At 39.1% G+C, this 15,878-nt stretch carries 16 protein-coding genes; 13 read left to right on the top strand and 3 right to left on the bottom strand.

The genetic code is table 11. The annotated features are described in order from the left end of the window. Position 1: 1 nt before the first annotated feature. Both VIM94_RS07115 and VIM94_RS07110 read left to right on the top strand, forming a co-directional pair. Positions 2 to 991, top strand: a complete 990-nt coding sequence (locus tag VIM94_RS07115; RefSeq protein WP_332038597.1) for a UDP-glucuronic acid decarboxylase family protein — start codon at positions 2 to 4, stop codon at positions 989 to 991. Next, positions 991 to 1,764 carry a glycosyltransferase family 2 protein gene (locus VIM94_RS07110; protein ID WP_332038596.1) on the top strand — a complete coding sequence of 258 codons (774 nt, stop codon included), beginning with the start codon at positions 991 to 993 and terminating at the stop codon, positions 1,762 to 1,764. Before VIM94_RS07115 ends, VIM94_RS07110 begins: the two co-directional genes overlap by 1 nt. Here the strand turns inward: VIM94_RS07110 and VIM94_RS07105 are convergent. Continuing rightward, positions 1,761 to 3,068, bottom strand: a complete 1,308-nt coding sequence (locus tag VIM94_RS07105) for a phenylacetate--CoA ligase family protein (protein ID WP_332038595.1) — start codon at positions 3,066 to 3,068, stop codon at positions 1,761 to 1,763. The two genes, VIM94_RS07110 and VIM94_RS07105, sit on opposite strands and share 4 nt — an antisense overlap. 86 nt (positions 3,069 to 3,154) lie before the next feature. Here VIM94_RS07105 and purD point away from each other — a divergent pair, with 86 nt between their 5' ends. Further along, positions 3,155 to 4,429 carry a phosphoribosylamine--glycine ligase gene (gene purD, locus VIM94_RS07100; RefSeq protein ID WP_332038594.1) on the top strand — a complete coding sequence of 425 codons (1,275 nt, stop codon included), beginning with the start codon at positions 3,155 to 3,157 and terminating at the stop codon, positions 4,427 to 4,429. Here the strand turns inward: purD and VIM94_RS07095 are convergent. Then, entirely contained in the window at positions 4,421 to 4,651 is a 231-nt protein-coding gene (locus tag VIM94_RS07095; RefSeq protein ID WP_332038593.1) for a DUF6341 family protein, read from the bottom strand. The two genes, purD and VIM94_RS07095, sit on opposite strands and share 9 nt — an antisense overlap. 119 nt (positions 4,652 to 4,770) lie before the next feature. Here VIM94_RS07095 and VIM94_RS07090 point away from each other — a divergent pair, with 119 nt between their 5' ends. From VIM94_RS07090 to VIM94_RS07080, 3 genes are all read left to right on the top strand, one after another. Then, positions 4,771 to 5,694, top strand: coding sequence for a DUF6427 family protein (locus VIM94_RS07090; RefSeq protein WP_332038592.1), 924 nt, complete (start codon positions 4,771 to 4,773; stop codon positions 5,692 to 5,694). Positions 5,695 to 5,826: 132 nt separating this feature from the next. Then, a complete protein-coding gene (locus VIM94_RS07085; protein ID WP_332038591.1) occupies positions 5,827 to 6,432 on the top strand; it encodes a DUF4254 domain-containing protein in 606 nt (201 codons plus the stop codon). 94 nt (positions 6,433 to 6,526) lie between these two features. Then, positions 6,527 to 7,603 (top strand): glycosyltransferase family 9 protein, encoded by a 1,077-nt coding sequence (locus VIM94_RS07080; protein ID WP_332038590.1) that lies wholly within the window; start codon positions 6,527 to 6,529, stop codon positions 7,601 to 7,603. A 51-nt stretch (positions 7,604 to 7,654) separates the two neighbouring features. Here VIM94_RS07080 and VIM94_RS07075 read toward each other — a convergent pair whose 3' ends face one another. Continuing rightward, positions 7,655 to 8,701 (bottom strand): ferredoxin--NADP reductase, encoded by a 1,047-nt coding sequence (locus VIM94_RS07075; protein ID WP_332038589.1) that lies wholly within the window; start codon positions 8,699 to 8,701, stop codon positions 7,655 to 7,657. Positions 8,702 to 8,798: 97 nt separating this feature from the next. Between VIM94_RS07075 and VIM94_RS07070 the strand changes: the two genes are divergently transcribed. From VIM94_RS07070 to atpB, 7 genes are all read left to right on the top strand, one after another. Continuing rightward, positions 8,799 to 10,283, top strand: a complete 1,485-nt coding sequence (locus VIM94_RS07070) for a DUF5687 family protein (RefSeq protein WP_332038588.1) — start codon at positions 8,799 to 8,801, stop codon at positions 10,281 to 10,283. A 12-nt stretch (positions 10,284 to 10,295) separates the two neighbouring features. Next, positions 10,296 to 11,021: an ABC transporter ATP-binding protein gene (locus VIM94_RS07065; protein ID WP_332038587.1), complete on the top strand. Its 726-nt coding sequence runs from the start codon at positions 10,296 to 10,298 to the stop codon at positions 11,019 to 11,021. A gap of 90 nt (positions 11,022 to 11,111) precedes the next feature. Next, entirely contained in the window at positions 11,112 to 13,631 is a 2,520-nt protein-coding gene (locus tag VIM94_RS07060; RefSeq protein WP_332038586.1) for a hypothetical protein, read from the top strand. 10 nt (positions 13,632 to 13,641) lie between these two features. Next, positions 13,642 to 14,037, top strand: a complete 396-nt coding sequence (locus tag VIM94_RS07055; RefSeq protein WP_332038585.1) for a polymer-forming cytoskeletal protein — start codon at positions 13,642 to 13,644, stop codon at positions 14,035 to 14,037. Next, the gene (locus VIM94_RS07050) at positions 14,018 to 14,233 is read left to right on the top strand and encodes an AtpZ/AtpI family protein (RefSeq protein WP_332038584.1); all 216 of its coding nucleotides are present in this window, start codon (positions 14,018 to 14,020) and stop codon (positions 14,231 to 14,233) included. The genes VIM94_RS07055 and VIM94_RS07050 overlap by 20 nt, the downstream gene beginning before the upstream one ends. Positions 14,234 to 14,237: 4 nt before the next feature. Continuing rightward, on the top strand, positions 14,238 to 14,621 hold the full coding sequence (locus VIM94_RS07045; RefSeq protein ID WP_332038583.1) for a hypothetical protein: 384 nt from the start codon (positions 14,238 to 14,240) through the stop codon (positions 14,619 to 14,621). Between the two features lie 135 nt (positions 14,622 to 14,756). Continuing rightward, the gene (gene atpB, locus VIM94_RS07040; protein WP_332038582.1) at positions 14,757 to 15,857 is read left to right on the top strand and encodes a F0F1 ATP synthase subunit A; all 1,101 of its coding nucleotides are present in this window, start codon (positions 14,757 to 14,759) and stop codon (positions 15,855 to 15,857) included. The last annotated feature ends 21 nt before the right edge of the window (positions 15,858 to 15,878 follow it).

Below are 15,878 nucleotides of genomic sequence, written 5' to 3'. Positions count from 1 at the left end.
TATGGCTAAACGAATACTAATAACAGGTGCTGCGGGCTTCCTGGGGTCTCATTTATGTGACCGATTTATAAAAGAAGGTTTCCAGGTAATCGGGATGGATAACCTCATAACCGGAGATCTAAAAAATATAGAACATCTTTTTGGAAACGAGAATTTCGAGTTTCTCCATCACGATGTTACCAGGTTCATACATGTGCCGGGAGAACTCGATTATATACTTCATTTCGCCTCTCCCGCCAGTCCTATAGATTACCTTAAAATTCCAATACAAACCCTCAAAGTTGGCTCGGTTGGTACGCTGCATTGTCTTGGTCTGGCTAAGGAAAAAAATGCCAGAATTCTTATAGCTTCGACTTCTGAGGTTTATGGTGACCCCCTGGTGCATCCTCAAAATGAAGATTACTACGGAAATGTAAATTCCATTGGCCCGCGTGGGGTTTATGATGAAGCCAAGCGTTTTATGGAATCTATAACCATGGCTTACCATCGTTTTCACGGTCTGGAAACCAGGATTGCCAGGATTTTTAATACATACGGCCCAAGAATGCGTCTTAATGACGGCCGGGTAATTCCGGCATTTATTGGTCAGGCCCTAAGAGGAGAAGACCTAACTGTTTTTGGAGATGGGCTACAAACGCGTTCTTTCTGTTTTGTAGACGACCAGATTGAGGGAATTTATCGCTTGTTGCTGAGCGATTATACCGAACCGGTTAACATAGGAAACCCAGATGAGATTACCATTCTGGATTTCGCCGAAGAGATCATAAAACTCACAGGAACAGATCAGAAAATAGTTTATAAAGAGCTTCCGCAGGATGATCCTCTTCAACGCCAGCCAGATATATCAAGGGCTAAGGATGTTTTAGGTTGGGAACCAAAGGTGACCCGTCAGGAAGGAATGAAAGTTACTTATGAATATTTCAAGAGCCTAAGTCCTGAAGATCTGGAGAAAAGCGAACACAAAGATTTCTCTAAACATATTAGAAGATAATGAAGCAGGATGCGTTGGTTTCTGTGGTTATGCCGGCTTATAATTCTGAAGAGTTTATTACGGCGGCAATACAATCGGTAAAAGAGCAAACTTACTCCAACTGGGAATTGCTGGTGATCGATGATGCTTCAGAAGACAAAACTTCGGCAATAGTTAAGGAGCTGACCAGGGAAGACCACCGGATTAAACTACTTCGGAATGAAGAAAACCAGGGCGCGGGAATTTCTAGAAACAAAGGGATAAGCCAGGCTAAAGGAGCTTACATAGCATTTCTTGATGCCGATGATCTATGGAAACCCCACAAACTCCAAACCCAGCTGGAATTTATGCAGAAAAACGAAGTTTCGGTTTGTTTTTCCAGTTATGAACTTATCTCAGAAAACGGCGGGAAAAGAAGTGAAATCGTACAGGCTCTACCTTATGTTACCTACCAGAAACTCTTAAAATCGAATTATATCGGTAACCTTACCGGGATTTATAATGCTTCAGAAATAGGTAAAATCTATGGCCCTGAATTAAGAAAAAGACAGGATTGGGGACTATGGCTTACGGCCGTAAAAATAGCTGATCCTGCAAAGAGTATTAAGGAGCCGCTTGCGGTATACCGGTTAAGAAGGAATTCTGTTTCAGGAAATAAATTCGAAATGTTGCGCTACAATTTCAATATCTATAATAAAGTTTTGGGTTTTGGGTTCTTTAAAAGTCTGCGTTGTATGCTTATGTTCCTGAAAGAACATTTTTTCGTGAAGAGAAAACAGTTAAAAACTATCTAGAGTCGTGAGGTAAACTGCTTAAGTTTACCACTCTTATCCCGATCTAAAACTTCTTTTCTTTCAAAGAGCACCTTTAGATCTTTTCCTACGTACTTTTCAATAGCAATCAGGATCTTTTCAATTTGATTTTCTGTAAAAGCTTTTTCACTTACATAATCGATTTTAAAAACATCTGTTGCGTTTTGAGCAATAACAAACTCTTTGATGTTCCCGTTGTCTTCAATAATTGTTTTGGTTACATAATAAAACGTAAGTCCTGGTACCAGTTTATCGTTTGCCAGCCTGGCTACATCGTTGGTGCGGCCAATAAGTTTTTGAAGAATTGGGGTTTTTAGAGTGCTTTTTTCAGAAAGGATTCCGGTATCACCAATGTCATATCTTATCATTGGGTGTGCCAGATTATAAAGCGAAGTAATCACTATGCGACCCTCCTGCCCATTGGGCACCGGCTTGTTGTTTTCATCCAGGATCTCCACATAAAGATCTTCAGAATTAACAATCCAGTTTTTATCCTTATCCTCAAAGGCAATTAAACCCACCTCACTGGCCCCATATTCATTTATCACCGGAACACCCGTTGCGCTTTCAATTAGCTGTCTGTCCTCTTTAAAAAGTCGTTCTGAAGTGACTATACAAAGTTTTAATGAGGGACAAACCTCTTTTAAACGAAGCTTTTTTCTTTTAAGAAATTTGGCGAAAAGTAATATGGCACTGGTGTATCCATTGATATAGTCGAAATTTGATTTCTGAAAGCGTTGAAGGAAAACTTCCATCTTCCCGTCGCTCAGGTCAAATATATTGAAGCGTCTTCGCAGGCTTATCCTGTCTTTGAAACGTTCCTGAAGATTGCCATAAAGATCTAATGGAATCCCATAAAAACGGGCCTGTAAGCTCTTGTTGAGGTCTATGCCATGCCATTGATACCTATCCTGAAATCCTGCCCAACTAAGCGCATGACAAAAGCGGTCTTTTGCGAAAATAAAAGGCTTCCCACTACTTCCTGAAGTTTTCCCAACATAAATGTTACTTTTTTTGAAATTCTTGCTGAGCCTGTGCTTTAATTTCTGCTGAAGTTCAGCTTTTTGAAGTACCGGCACATCTTCCCATTTTTCAAATTTTTCTCTCCCACAAAACTCCCGGTAAAATGGATTATTCTTTAAGTGAAAATCAAGGATCTCGAATTTCCTGCTCTCCAGGTAATCCACATAATCTTCTTCAGGGATCTCCCGGATCTTGCCCAAAAGTTTTTGTGCCCGGATGATGGGGAATTTATTGAGTTGAAGGGACAGCTTAAACCAGTTCAAGGGCAAATTGCGTTTTTATTCAAAATAAATTGGTGCTTCAATTTACAAACAATTATTTTTGGGACAACATTTAAAAGACTTTCAGGATGAAAATTTTAATACTTGGTTCCGGCGGCCGTGAACATACTTTTGCATGGAAAGTAGCCCAAAGCAAAAAATGCACGAAACTTTTTGTGGCACCCGGCAACGCAGGTACCGCTCAACTTGCTGAAAATGTTGACTTAAAGCTTAGCGATTTTGGAAGTATTAAAGACTTTGTGTTAGAGCAGAAAATAGAAATGCTCATCGTAGGTCCTGAAGATCCGCTGGTGCAGGGAATTACAGATTTTTTTGCCGAAGATCCCGAATTGAAGTCGGTGAAGATGATTGGACCCTCTAAACGCGGTGCTCTTCTGGAAGGGAGTAAAGAACGAGCCAAAGAATTTATGGCTATGCACAATATTCCTACGGCGGCTTATGAAAGTTTTACCGTTGAAAGTTTAGAGGCCGGAAAAAAATTCCTGGAAAGTTTAAATCCTCCTTATGTCTTAAAAGCCGATGGACTTGCTGCAGGGAAAGGTGTTTTGATCCTTGAAAACCTGGAAGAAGCCAAAGCTGAACTTGAAAGTATGCTTTCTGATAAAAAATTTGGAGAAGCCAGTGCTAAAGTGGTGATCGAAGAATTTTTGGATGGGATAGAACTCAGCGTTTTTGTACTTACCGACGGGAAAAACTATAAGATTCTTCCAACAGCCAAGGATTATAAACGCATTGGGGAAGGAGATACCGGCCTTAACACCGGGGGAATGGGTGCTATTTCGCCCGTACCTTTTGCCGATAAAGAGTTGATGAATAAAATAGAGGAAAGAATCGTAAAACCTACTGTAAATGGCTTACAGAAAGAAGCAATAGATTACAAGGGTTTTATATTTATAGGTTTAATAAAAGTTGGGAATGAACCCTTTGTGATAGAATACAATGTTAGAATGGGAGATCCCGAGACAGAGGTGGTTCTGCCCAGGATAAAATCTGATTTGGTAGAATTACTTGAAAAGGTTTCCGAAGTAAAACTGGATGAGGCAGAGCTTGAGATAGAAGAGCAGGCTGCAACTACCGTGATGTTAGTTTCAGGAGGTTATCCTGAAGCTTATGAAAAAGGTAAGGAGATCACCGGGTTTGATGAGATTAAGGATAGTATAGTTTTTCACGCAGGAACTAAAAAACAGGGAGAAAAAATATTGACCAGTGGAGGAAGGGTTATAGCGATAACTTCTTTTGGTACAGATTACAAAGAGGCACTAAAAAAATCTTATCAAAATGCAGAGAAACTACATTTTGATAAGATGTATTATAGAAAAGATCTCGGTTTTGACTTATCCTAAAAAGGAATGAGCCGAAGGATCCCGGTTTTCTTCGTTATTATCATTGAATTTTTTCAGCTGTTTCATCCAGTAGAAAAAAGCAGCTAATCCAATAAGGACAAAAATAAAATTAATAGCGTTGGCTGCCCACCAGGAGTTTAACTCCAATTCACGAAGGGCTTCCAAAGGAACAAACAACACCTCTTCAAAAAGCCAAGCAATTCCTTCAAAAAAATCTTTCATTTAAATAATTTTTATGGCTCTTAGCTGTTTATAAAGCGTGGCCAATTGATAACTGGCCTGAAAGGCCCTCAAATGATAACTTTGTTATAATTTAGATTACAAAAATATAAAAAACGGGAATGCTAACAAGCTTTTTTGGTAAATCAAACCCACTTAACGGAATAGTGGTAGCGCTTTTTATGGCGCTTATTTTTGTGGTCGCTAATTTCAGGGATTTTTTTCTTGCTTTCAACCTGGCCGTTTTTTTGAAAAAACTGGCCGTTTTGCTTGCTTTTCTGCTAAGTGTATATGTGCTTAATTTTATTGCCAAGAAAAATGAACTCACCCGGCGCAGTGCCTATAAGATCCTGTTTTTCGCGGTTTTTACCACTTCTTTTTTTGCTCTTCTCGAGAGTACCCAGGTGATTTTCGCTAATTTATGTGTATTATTTGGTTTTAGGCGAATCCTAAGTTTGCGTTCTAAAAAGATTATGCAGAAAAAAGTTTTCGATGCTACTTTTTGGATCTGTATCGCTTCAATTTTTTATTTCTGGTCAATTCTTTTTCTAATAGTGGTTTATGCCGGAATTCTCTTTTACCTGCCTAAATTTAAGAATTGGTTGATTCCCCTGGTTGCTTTCCTGTCGGTATACCTGCTTAACCTAAGTTTTAATTTAGTGGCTTATGAAAATGTATATGGATTTGCCCAGTGGTATGAACCTGTGAATTTTGATTTTAGCAATTATCGCGAACTTTCTTTGCTAATTCCTCTTAGCCTTATCCTGGCAGTGCTTATCTGGACACTTGGTAATTTTTTGAGATTACTTCAAAAAGCCAGTATAAGTCTGCGACCTTCTCTTAGTCTGGTTTTGTACAGTCTTTTTACTTCAATTGCTATCGCGGTTTTTTCACCAACCAAAGATGGGAGTGAACTTATTTTCTTTTTTGTGCCTTTGAGCATAATCGCATCAACCTGGTTTGAACGTAAAAAAGATAAGATTTTTAAAGAAATTCTGCTGGCAATGCTCATCTTAATGCCTCTGGTCCTTCCATTTCTTAATTAGGGTATAAAGGTCTTTAAAGGACGGCCGCGCTTATTCTTTATAACTATTTCAAAATATGGTACCTTTGCCTGGGGCAAAAACAGGTGCCTTGAAGTCATCAAATACTTATACAATTTAGAAAAAGATAAAATTATGTTTTCAGATAAAGCGAATAAAATATTTCAGGAAGTAATAGAAAAATATCACGAAAAGGATACTGTAGAGCAGCCTTTTTCGAATCCCTACGATAGCAATAATGAACTTATTGAACATTTGCTGTATCGTAAATGCTGGATAGACACTGTGCAGTGGCATTATGAAGATATCATAAGAGATAAGAACATAGACCCTGTAGATGCACTTAAGCTTAAACGCCAGATCGATGCTTCTAACCAGGATCGCACTGATACGGTAGAATATATAGATAGCTATTTTCTTGAAAAATTCAAAGATGTTAAACCAAAGGAAGATGCCACAATCAATTCTGAAAGTCCTGCCTGGGCGATAGATAGATTATCTATACTTGCGCTGAAAATTTATCATATGAATGAGGAAGCAAACCGGGAAGATGCTTCTCAGGAACACCAGTTGAAATGCGATGCAAAACTCAAGGTTTTATTGGAGCAAAGAGTAGATCTTTCTACAGCGATCAATCAGCTGCTGGAGGACATTGCTAATGGCGATAAGTATATGAAGGTTTACAAACAGATGAAGATGTATAATGACGATGAATTAAACCCTGTTTTACGCGGGAAATAAAATAAATAGCCTATAGTATTAGAGAAAGCCATAGTTCATATTTATAAAGGTTGTGAGCCTATGGTTTTTTTCTGCGGAAACCAAAACCAGAATTATGAGCAGAATGAAGACAAAAAACAGAGCTTCGGCAACCGCAGATAAAAGCGCCCATATCCTGGTTATTAGGCTTTCTGCTATGGGAGATGTGGCTATGGTGGTTCCGGTTTTGCAAACTCTTACTGCTACCTATCCTGAACTAAGGATTACGATGCTCACCCGTAGTTTTTTTAAACCTATGTTTCAGGATATCCCTAATGTTTCGGTCTATGAAGCCGATGTGAACGGTGTTCATCAGGGAGTTTTAGGGCTTTCCCGTCTGGCTAAAGAATTGCGTGACGAAGGTATTGATGCCGTAGCCGATCTACATAATGTATTAAGGAGCAATGTGTTGAAATCGGTATTTTATCTTTTTGGGATCCCGGTAGAACAAATCGATAAAGGCCGAAAAGAAAAAAAGGCCTTAACCCGGGTAAAAGAAAAGGTTTTTAGACCCTTGAAATCCACTCACCAGCGTTATGCAGATGTTTTTTCAGCTTTGGGTTATCCCATAGATTTGAGTACACATCAATTTCCGAAGAAAAAGCAGCTTTCAGAAAACATCAAAAAACTCCTGGGCCCTGAACCTAAAAAATGGTTGGGAATTGCGCCTTTTGCCCAACACAACTCGAAGGCTTATCCCCCAGATCTTATGGCTGAGGTCATAAAGCAGCTTTCCAGGAATAAAAAAATAAAAGTTTTGCTTTTTGGAGGTGGCAAAAATGAAAAGGAACAATTAGAAATCTGGGAAGGGCAGTTTGAAGATACTTTGAGCGTAGCCGGAAAACTGAGTTTTGAAGATGAACTATCCCTGATTTCCAGGTTGGACGCTATGGTGTCCATGGACAGTGGTAACGGTCATTTAGCGGCTATATTTGGTATACCAGTTATAAGTATTTGGGGTGTTACCCATCCCTTTGCCGGGTTCAGGCCTTTTAAACAGCCGGAAAGAAACAGCTTATTGCCCAAGCATGAAAAATATCCAAATATCCCAACTTCGATCTACGGGGATAAATACCCTGAGGGCTATGAAAATGCTATCCGTGAAATTTATCCTGAACAGATTCTCGGAAAGATTAATGAGGTTTTATTTTAAAATAAAAAAAGGCAACTTATAGCTGCCTTTTTCGTTTAATATTTTTCCAAATTACACATCGTCATAATCGACCTTAAGTTTTGGTGTCAATGGTTGAGCCTGGCAGGTAAGAATAAGCCCTTCAGCAATTTCTTCATCTGTAAGGATTTGATTTTTGCGCATTTCGGCTTTTCCTTCTTTTATTCGGGCGATGCAGGAACTGCAAATCCCGCCCTGGCAGGAATACGGGACATCAAGGTCGTGCTTTAAAGCTGCATCCAGAACAGTTCCCTTAGAATCCATACTGAAAGTGCTTTCTTCATCGTCAACCAAAACAGTAAGTTCTGTCTGGCCTTCTACATGGGTTTCAATGCTTCCTGAATCTTCAGTCGTGAAGAGTTCAAAATGGATACTTTCATCTGAAACACCATTATCTTTGAGCACAGCCTTTACTTGGTCGATCATTTCTTCAGGGCCGCAAAGGTAATAGCCAGCAAAGGGATGGTCTTTAAATTTATTTTTCACAACGTAGTTCACGGTGCTGGTCTCGATGCGGCCAAAATGTGATTTTTCTTCGCGGGTACGGCTATAAACGAATTCGATGAACAACCTATCCGGAAACTTAGCCTGAAGCTCCAATAACTCTTTGAAGAAAATAGTTTCTTCCGGCGATTTGTTGCCGTAGGTGAGGATAAACCGGCTTTTGGGTTCTTCAGCTAATACGGTTTTTAGAATGGACAGCACCGGGGTGATGCCGCTTCCGGCTGCAAAAGCTGCATAATTTTTAGGTTCGGTGCCAGGTTCCAGGATAAATTTTCCTTCCGGCGGGTGTACTTCCAGGACATCACCTGCCTGGAGTTTATTATTGGCGATTACAGAGAATTTTCCGCCTTCAACCTCTTTTACGGTAACCTTAAATTCTCCGCTTCCGGGAGCCGAACAAAGCGAATAAGCTCTGCGTATCTCTTCCCCGTTTACCTGAGTTTTTATGGTTACATACTGTCCTGCCTTAAAATTGAATTCTCCCTTTAGATCTTCAGGAATTATAAAGGATAAACTCACGGCCTGTGGGGTTTCCCTTATTACTTCTTTTATCTTTAGTTTATGGAACTTTTGCATTCAAAAAAATATTTTGAGTGCAAAAATACAAAGTATGTGCTATTTTATGGTGTAACAAAAGACTATTTTTCATTACTTACACTGGAAATAAGCAATTATGGTTACTCGTTTTTTATCTCTGGAGTGGAGGGCCTTTTTTAGGTCGGCAAGTTTGGGGAAAAGTCTGGGCCTTAGAATTCTGATGGTTTTCCTGGCGCTTTATTTTGCGGCTGTATTTCTAATTTTCGGGATAGGATTATACCCACTTTTACAGGAATTTTTTCCTGGCCAGGATCCGCTTCAGTTGGTAAATCGCTTTGTTTTGTTATGGTTGGTGCTTGAACTTGGGATGAGGTTTATGTTGCAAACCCTCCCGGTGATGGATATAAAACCATTAATGTTATTGCCAATTCCTAAGCGTAAAGTCGTGAATTTTGTGCTGATAAAAAGCCTGTATTCCTTTTATAACTTTTTGCCATTATTTATTATTATCCCTTTTGGATTATTCAATATCTATAAAAATGAATATCCTGTTTCTTCTATACTGGGTTGGATGCTTGCGATGATAGCATTGAGCCTTTGCGTGAATTTCAGCAATTTCATCATTAAAAAACGCTTTACCGATAATCTGAAGGCGCTTATCCCAATTATCCTGGTTATTGTGCTGCTGGCAGCGCTGGAATATTTTCAGGTTTTTGAGATCAGCCTTTACTTCGGAAGGCTGCTGGATTATGTTGTCGCCATGCCTTATTTAGCTGTCATTCCGGTTGTAGTTTTGGTTGTGCTCTATAAATGGAATCAACAAAACCTGGAAAGTAAATTCTATCTCGATGCCGGATTAAAAGGGAATAAAATTACAAACGATACCCGCGATTTTCAATGGACGCGTAAACTGGGGAGTATTGCTCCATTTTTGCAGTTAGACCTCAAGCTAATCTGGAGAAATAAAAGACCTAAAACAACTATTTATATGTCGCTCTTGCTGGTAGGATATGGTTTATTCTTTTACCCTAACGATGTCTACCATGATTGGGATTCTTTTTATGTTTTCATCGGAATTTTCATGACCGGCATTTTTATGATCAATTTCGGGCAATTCGTTCCTTCCTGGGATGCTTCGTATTATCCCATGATCATGTCTCAGAATATTCCGCTGAAGCAATATCTTGCTTCAAAAGCCGGACTTATAAGTTTTAGCGTAGTGGTTTTGGCAATTTTAACCACGCCCTATGTTTATTTTGGCTGGAATATTTTAATGATCAATATGGTTTGTGCCGTGTATAATATTGGCGTAAATATTCCCATTTTACTCTATGCCGGCTCGTTTAATAAAAAAAGAATAGACCTGGATAAAAGTCCGTTTATGAACTACCAGGGAACCGGTGCCACGCAATGGTTAGTAAGTTTACCATTAATGGCACTACCAGTGTTGCTTTACTGGTTTACAGATAAATTTTTCGGGATGGAAACCGCCCTGGGCTTATTATCGTTCCTTGGGATTGCGGGTTTGCTTTTAAGACCCGTTTTATTAAATAGCATCGCTAAACGTTACCAGGAAAGAAAATATGCAATGATTAATGGTTTTAAAGAAACCGGAGAATAAAAAATTCAATTTATGATCACCGCAACGAATCTCACTAAAGTTTATAATGGAACTACGGTTCTCAATATAGAGCACCTGGATATCCCTGCTGGCCAGAATTTTGGCCTGGTAGGAAATAACGGCGCAGGAAAAACCACATTTTTTAGTCTCCTCCTGGACCTTATTCAACCAACCACGGGAAATATATTCAATCACGAGATTACCGTAAGTCAAAACGAAGAATGGAAAAGCTTTACCTCTTCTTTTATTGATGAAAGCTTCCTGATTGGATACCTCACCCCTGATGAATATTTTTATTTCGTGGGGGAGTTAAGAAATCGAAATAAAGCCGATGTAGATGGGCTTCTAGCAGAATTTGAAGACTTTTTCCACGGGGAGATTCTTGGCCGTAAAAAGTACCTGCGTGACCTCTCTAAGGGTAATCAGAAAAAGGTAGGTATTGTAGCCGCACTTATAGGGGATCCGCGGGTGGTGATCTTAGATGAACCTTTTGCTAACCTTGATCCAACTACACAAATTCGACTAAAAAAAATCATTAAGGAGCGGGCAGCAACCAATGAAACCACTTTTTTGATCTCCAGCCATGATTTAATTCACGTTACTGAAGTTTGTGAACGTATAGTGGTGCTGGATAAGGGCGAAGTTGTGAAAGACATAAAGACTTCAGAGGCGACTTTAGGAGAACTGGAAGATTATTTTTCGGGGGAACCTATGCTACGCCAAACCGAGAATATCTAGAAACCGGTTTTTGTTTCTAAAAAGAAGCGTATTTTTACACACTAAAACAGTGGTAGTTGAGTTAATTATATTACCTAGAACCGGTTGAATTTGAATACTTTTATAAAAATTCTCGTGCTTCTTATCCTTGTGGGCGGCATTCTTGGCTGTTCGCGCAAGAAAGATAAATTTCTAAACCGGAATTATCATGCGGTAACTACCGAGTATAACACCCTTTATAACGGTCATCTCGCTCTGGATCAAGGCAGGGAAGAGCTCATACAGAACTACGAGGATAATTTCTGGGATATTCTTCCCATAGAACGTATACAAATTGATGAGCAAATTCTACTTCCTGATAGCATCAGAAATCAGAATTTTGGGAGAGCCGAAGAAAAAGCTGTAAAAGCCATTCAGAAACATTCCATGCTAATTGCAGGGAAGGAGCGAAACCCACAAATTGATGAAGCTTATCTGTTGCTGGGAAAGGCAAGATATTATGAGCAACGCTTTATCCCGGCGCTGGAAGCCTTCAATTATATCCTGCATAAATATCCGGCAAGTAATAATATTAATACCGCCCAGATTTGGCGGGAGAAAACAAATATGAGGCTGGATAATAATCGTCTTGCCATTAAAAACCTGAAAAATATTCTGAAGCAGGAGGAACTGGAAAGTCAGGCTTTTGCTGATGCCAATGCTACCTTAGCTCAGGCCTTCGTAAATATACAGCTGCTTGATAGTGCGATTGTTCCTCTACAGAAGGCTGCTGAAATTACCGATAAAAATGAACAAAAGGGTAGATATTATTACATTCTTGGGCAATTGTACAACCGTATTGATCAACCCGGTCTTGCCAACGAGGCTTTCGATAAGGTGATAGAATTAAACCGGAAATCCCCGAGGGTCTATATGGTGAATGCCTATGTTGAAAAAGCCCGTAATTTTGATTATAACCAGGGGGAGAATTACAGATTAAGGGAATTGCTTACCGAACTGGAGGAGGATCGCGAAAACCGGCCATATCTCGATAAGATATATTTTCAGATAGGAGAATATTACCGAAATATAGATTCCACACGTCTTGCTGTAGAATATTACAACAAATCTTTGCAAGCCCCTATTAGCGATAAGTTCCTGAAATCTATTAATTATGAGATTCTTGCAGATCGCAGTTTTGAAGATGCAAAATACCCTGATGCCAGTAAATATTACGACAGTACCCTGGCAGTGATGTCTCCACGACTTAGGGAATACCGTACTATTAAAAAGAAGCGTGATAACCTGGAAGATGTAATTTTATATGAAGAAATTCTGGCAAAAAACGACAGTATTTTAATGCTGAGCAGTATGCTTCCTGATGAACAACTTGAATATTTCACAGCATATATTGAAGACTTGAAAACAAAAGCCGAAACTGATAGGCTCGCCGGAACATTTGTTGATGAGCTTCCACAAACATCCTTACCGGGTCCAGGGGCGATGCCAGCTCCCGGGGGCGCCCGAAATTTCTATTTTTATAATGAAAACAGGCTGCAAAACGGACTTCAGAGCTTTAAAAATATTTGGGGAAACCGGCCTTTGGCAGATAACTGGCGATGGGGTGAACTCGGTTTTGCTGAGCAGGATACCATTGAAGAAAACGAAATTGCTGAAATAAATTTTGATGAAGATCCGCGTTTTGATCCAATTACCTACATAAATATGATCCCTAAGGATGAACGAGTACTGGATAGTTTGGCCAGTGATCGCAACATGGCCCGTTATCAACTGGGGATTATTTATAAAGAAAAATACAAGCAATATCAAAGGGCTGCTGAAAATCTCGAAGCCTTGCTGAATGACAGTGCAAATGAAGACCTAATTCTTCCCGCTAAATATAATCTATACCAGATATATGAAACTACTGGCCGTCTTGCCGATCAGGAAAGAATTAAGCAGGATATTCTCAATAACTATCCCGATTCACGTTATGCAACTTATATTTTAAATCCCCGGGCTATTACTGAAGATGTGAATTCTCCTGAAGCGGTGTATGCTGAAGTTTATAGAAGTTTTGAAGATGAAAAATATGATGAGGTGCTCGTTGAGACCAACAAATATATCAATGAATATTCCGGAGAAGAGATCCTTCCAAAATTCGAATTATTAAAGGCGATGGCCACAGGTAGATTGCTTGGCCTTGAGGCTTATAAAGATGCCCTTAGCCATGTGGCATTAACCTATGCACAAACCGAAGAAGGTAAAAAAGCCCGGGAATTAATAACGCAAACTATTCCTTCGCTCTCCGACATGGAATTTAACCGTGACAGCCTTCAGACTAATTATAAATTGGTTTACAACTTTAATGTTTCTGAAAAGAAGAAAGCTTCAGCGTTAAAAGGAGAAATAGATAAAGCCATTCAAAAGTTGAATTACGAGCTTAAAACTTCTATAGATATTTACGATCCTTCAAGGATTTTTGTGGTGGTCCATGGCTTGGAGAACAAGAAAAGGGCTTTGGGCTTTGCAGAATTACTTCAGAATAAAGAATTTAAAATTGAGAATGAGTTCATTGCCATATCAACAGAAAATTATAGAATTGTACAAATACATAAAAATATAGACACTTACCCATCCCCAAAAAATTAAAACCCTACCTATGTTTTCAGATCAAAAAAAATCTAAGTCCGAAAATACCAATGAACAAAATCGAATTGCCGCCGGAACAACCATTACCGGAGATATTAGCGGTAAAGGAGGGTTCAGGATTGAAGGCACTTTAGACGGTAACCTTAAAACCGCCGGTAAGGTGGTGATTAGCGAAGGTGGCCTTATAAAAGGTAAACTTGAATGTCAACATGCTGATATTGAAGGAAAAATTAACGGAAACCTGCATGTAAGCGGAACTTTGAGCCTTAGAACCGCTGCGGTCATTGAAGGGGAAGTTAGCGCCGGAAAACTTGCTATTGAACCCGGAGCCACCTTTAATGCTACCTGCAAGATGAATGGCGATATAAAATCGCTAAAGCAAAAAGATGAAAAACGATCAGCATAATAAGTACCTGGCCTATGTGAATATTGCCTTTCAAATGGGTATTATTATCGCAGCAGGTGTTTTTATTGGTATTTGGCTGGATGAAAAATTTCCAAATAAATATTCAGCTTATACCATTTCACTTTCACTGCTGGGTGTGTTTGTAGCCCTTTACCAGGTTTTTAGAGGTTTAAAAGATCTAAGTGACGAGGACTAATATTATGAAGAATAATTTACCGGGATTTTTAAAGGTATTCCTTCCTTTTAGCATTGTGCTTTTTATAATACAGCATTTATTGCTGAATTATATTTTTGAAAGTGAGCTCTTCTATCCCGTTTGGGCGATCTATCTTTTTCACTTTTTCTCTACCTTAATTATATACAGCACTCTGATTTGGGTCCATCAGAATTTTCAGGACAAAACAGGCTTTGCCTTTATGGGGCTTAGCCTTTTAAAGATGTTGATAGCGGTGATTTTTCTTTTGCCACTTATTTTAAGCGGAATCCCCACAGCCTTTTTAAATATCCTTGCATTTTTTATCCCTTATTTCTTGTTTCTGATCTTTGAAACCCTTTATGTTGTAAAGCTTATTAATTTAAAATAAGTTATTGTCTCTCAATGAAATCCTTAAAATGGAGTTTCCGTTTAAAAATTTATAACCGGGGCTTTCAGATAAAAATTAAAAGTATACCTTTGCAGCGAAATTTAGAGCCCATAATTTTTAAGTAGAACAGGTACTATGACAGCACAGAAATCTTTAGTGATTAGCTTGTACTTTGCATTTGCATTTGCCATTTTTCCTTTGTTTGCCGTTGCTCAGGAGCAGGAGCAGAACCAGGAATCACTTCAGGAGGCTGAAGAGAAATTCAATCCTACAGATATGATTCTGCATCATATTGGTGATACTCACGGATGGCATTTTTTCGGGGAAGGCGATAATTCTTTTACTCTTCCATTGCCTGTTATACTATGGACCGATAATGGATTAGTGACTTTTATGTCCAGTGAATTTCATCACGATACCGAAGGGGAATACGTCGTGGAAAAGGATGGAATGCAATTCGTGAACTATCATGAAAAAATATATCAGCTAGAGGAAGGTGCTGAAACCGTCAGGCTAGACGAAGAGAACCATCCCTTAAATGCCAAAAGACCTTTAGACCTTTCTATCACTAAGAATGTAGCGGCAATGTTTTTAACTGTTATTCTTATGATCTGGTTCTTCTTTGGTTTAGCCAGTTTTCATAAGAAGAACAAGCATGCGCCTAAAGGATTTAATAACGTGCTGGAAACCCTTGTTTTGTTTGTTAGAGATGACATAGCGAAACCGCAAATTGGCGAAAAGAAGTATATGAAATTTATGCCCTTTTTGCTTACCGTGTTTTTCTTTATCTGGATCACTAACCTTTTAGGTCTTTTGCCGGGGGCTGCTAACGTTACTGGTAACATCGCGGTAACAGTTTCTCTAGGTTTGTTTACCCTTGCTTTAATCGTTATGAACGGGAATAAGGAGTACTGGAAACACGTTTTCTGGATGCCGGGTATTCCAACTTTTGTAAAACCGATTTTGGCTGTAGTGGAGGTGTTGGGAGTGTTCATTAAGCCTATCGCCCTTATGATACGTTTGTTTGCTAATATTACAGCGGGTCACATTATTATCTTGAGTTTATTAGGATTGATATTTATACTGGAAAGTGCCGGGGTTGCCGGAATATCGGTGCCGTTTGCACTTTTCATCACAATACTGGAATTGCTGGTAGCATTCCTTCAAGCGTTTATTTTTACAATGCTGTCTGCCCTGTTTATCGGAATGGCGGTTGCGGAACATGAACATCATTAATTTTAATTTTTAATTTATCTA

The sequence above is a fragment of the Salegentibacter sp. genome (assembly GCF_036568425.1).
Taxonomy (GTDB): domain Bacteria; phylum Bacteroidota; class Bacteroidia; order Flavobacteriales; family Flavobacteriaceae; genus Salegentibacter.
This window is presented reverse-complemented; position numbering and strand designations above follow the sequence as displayed.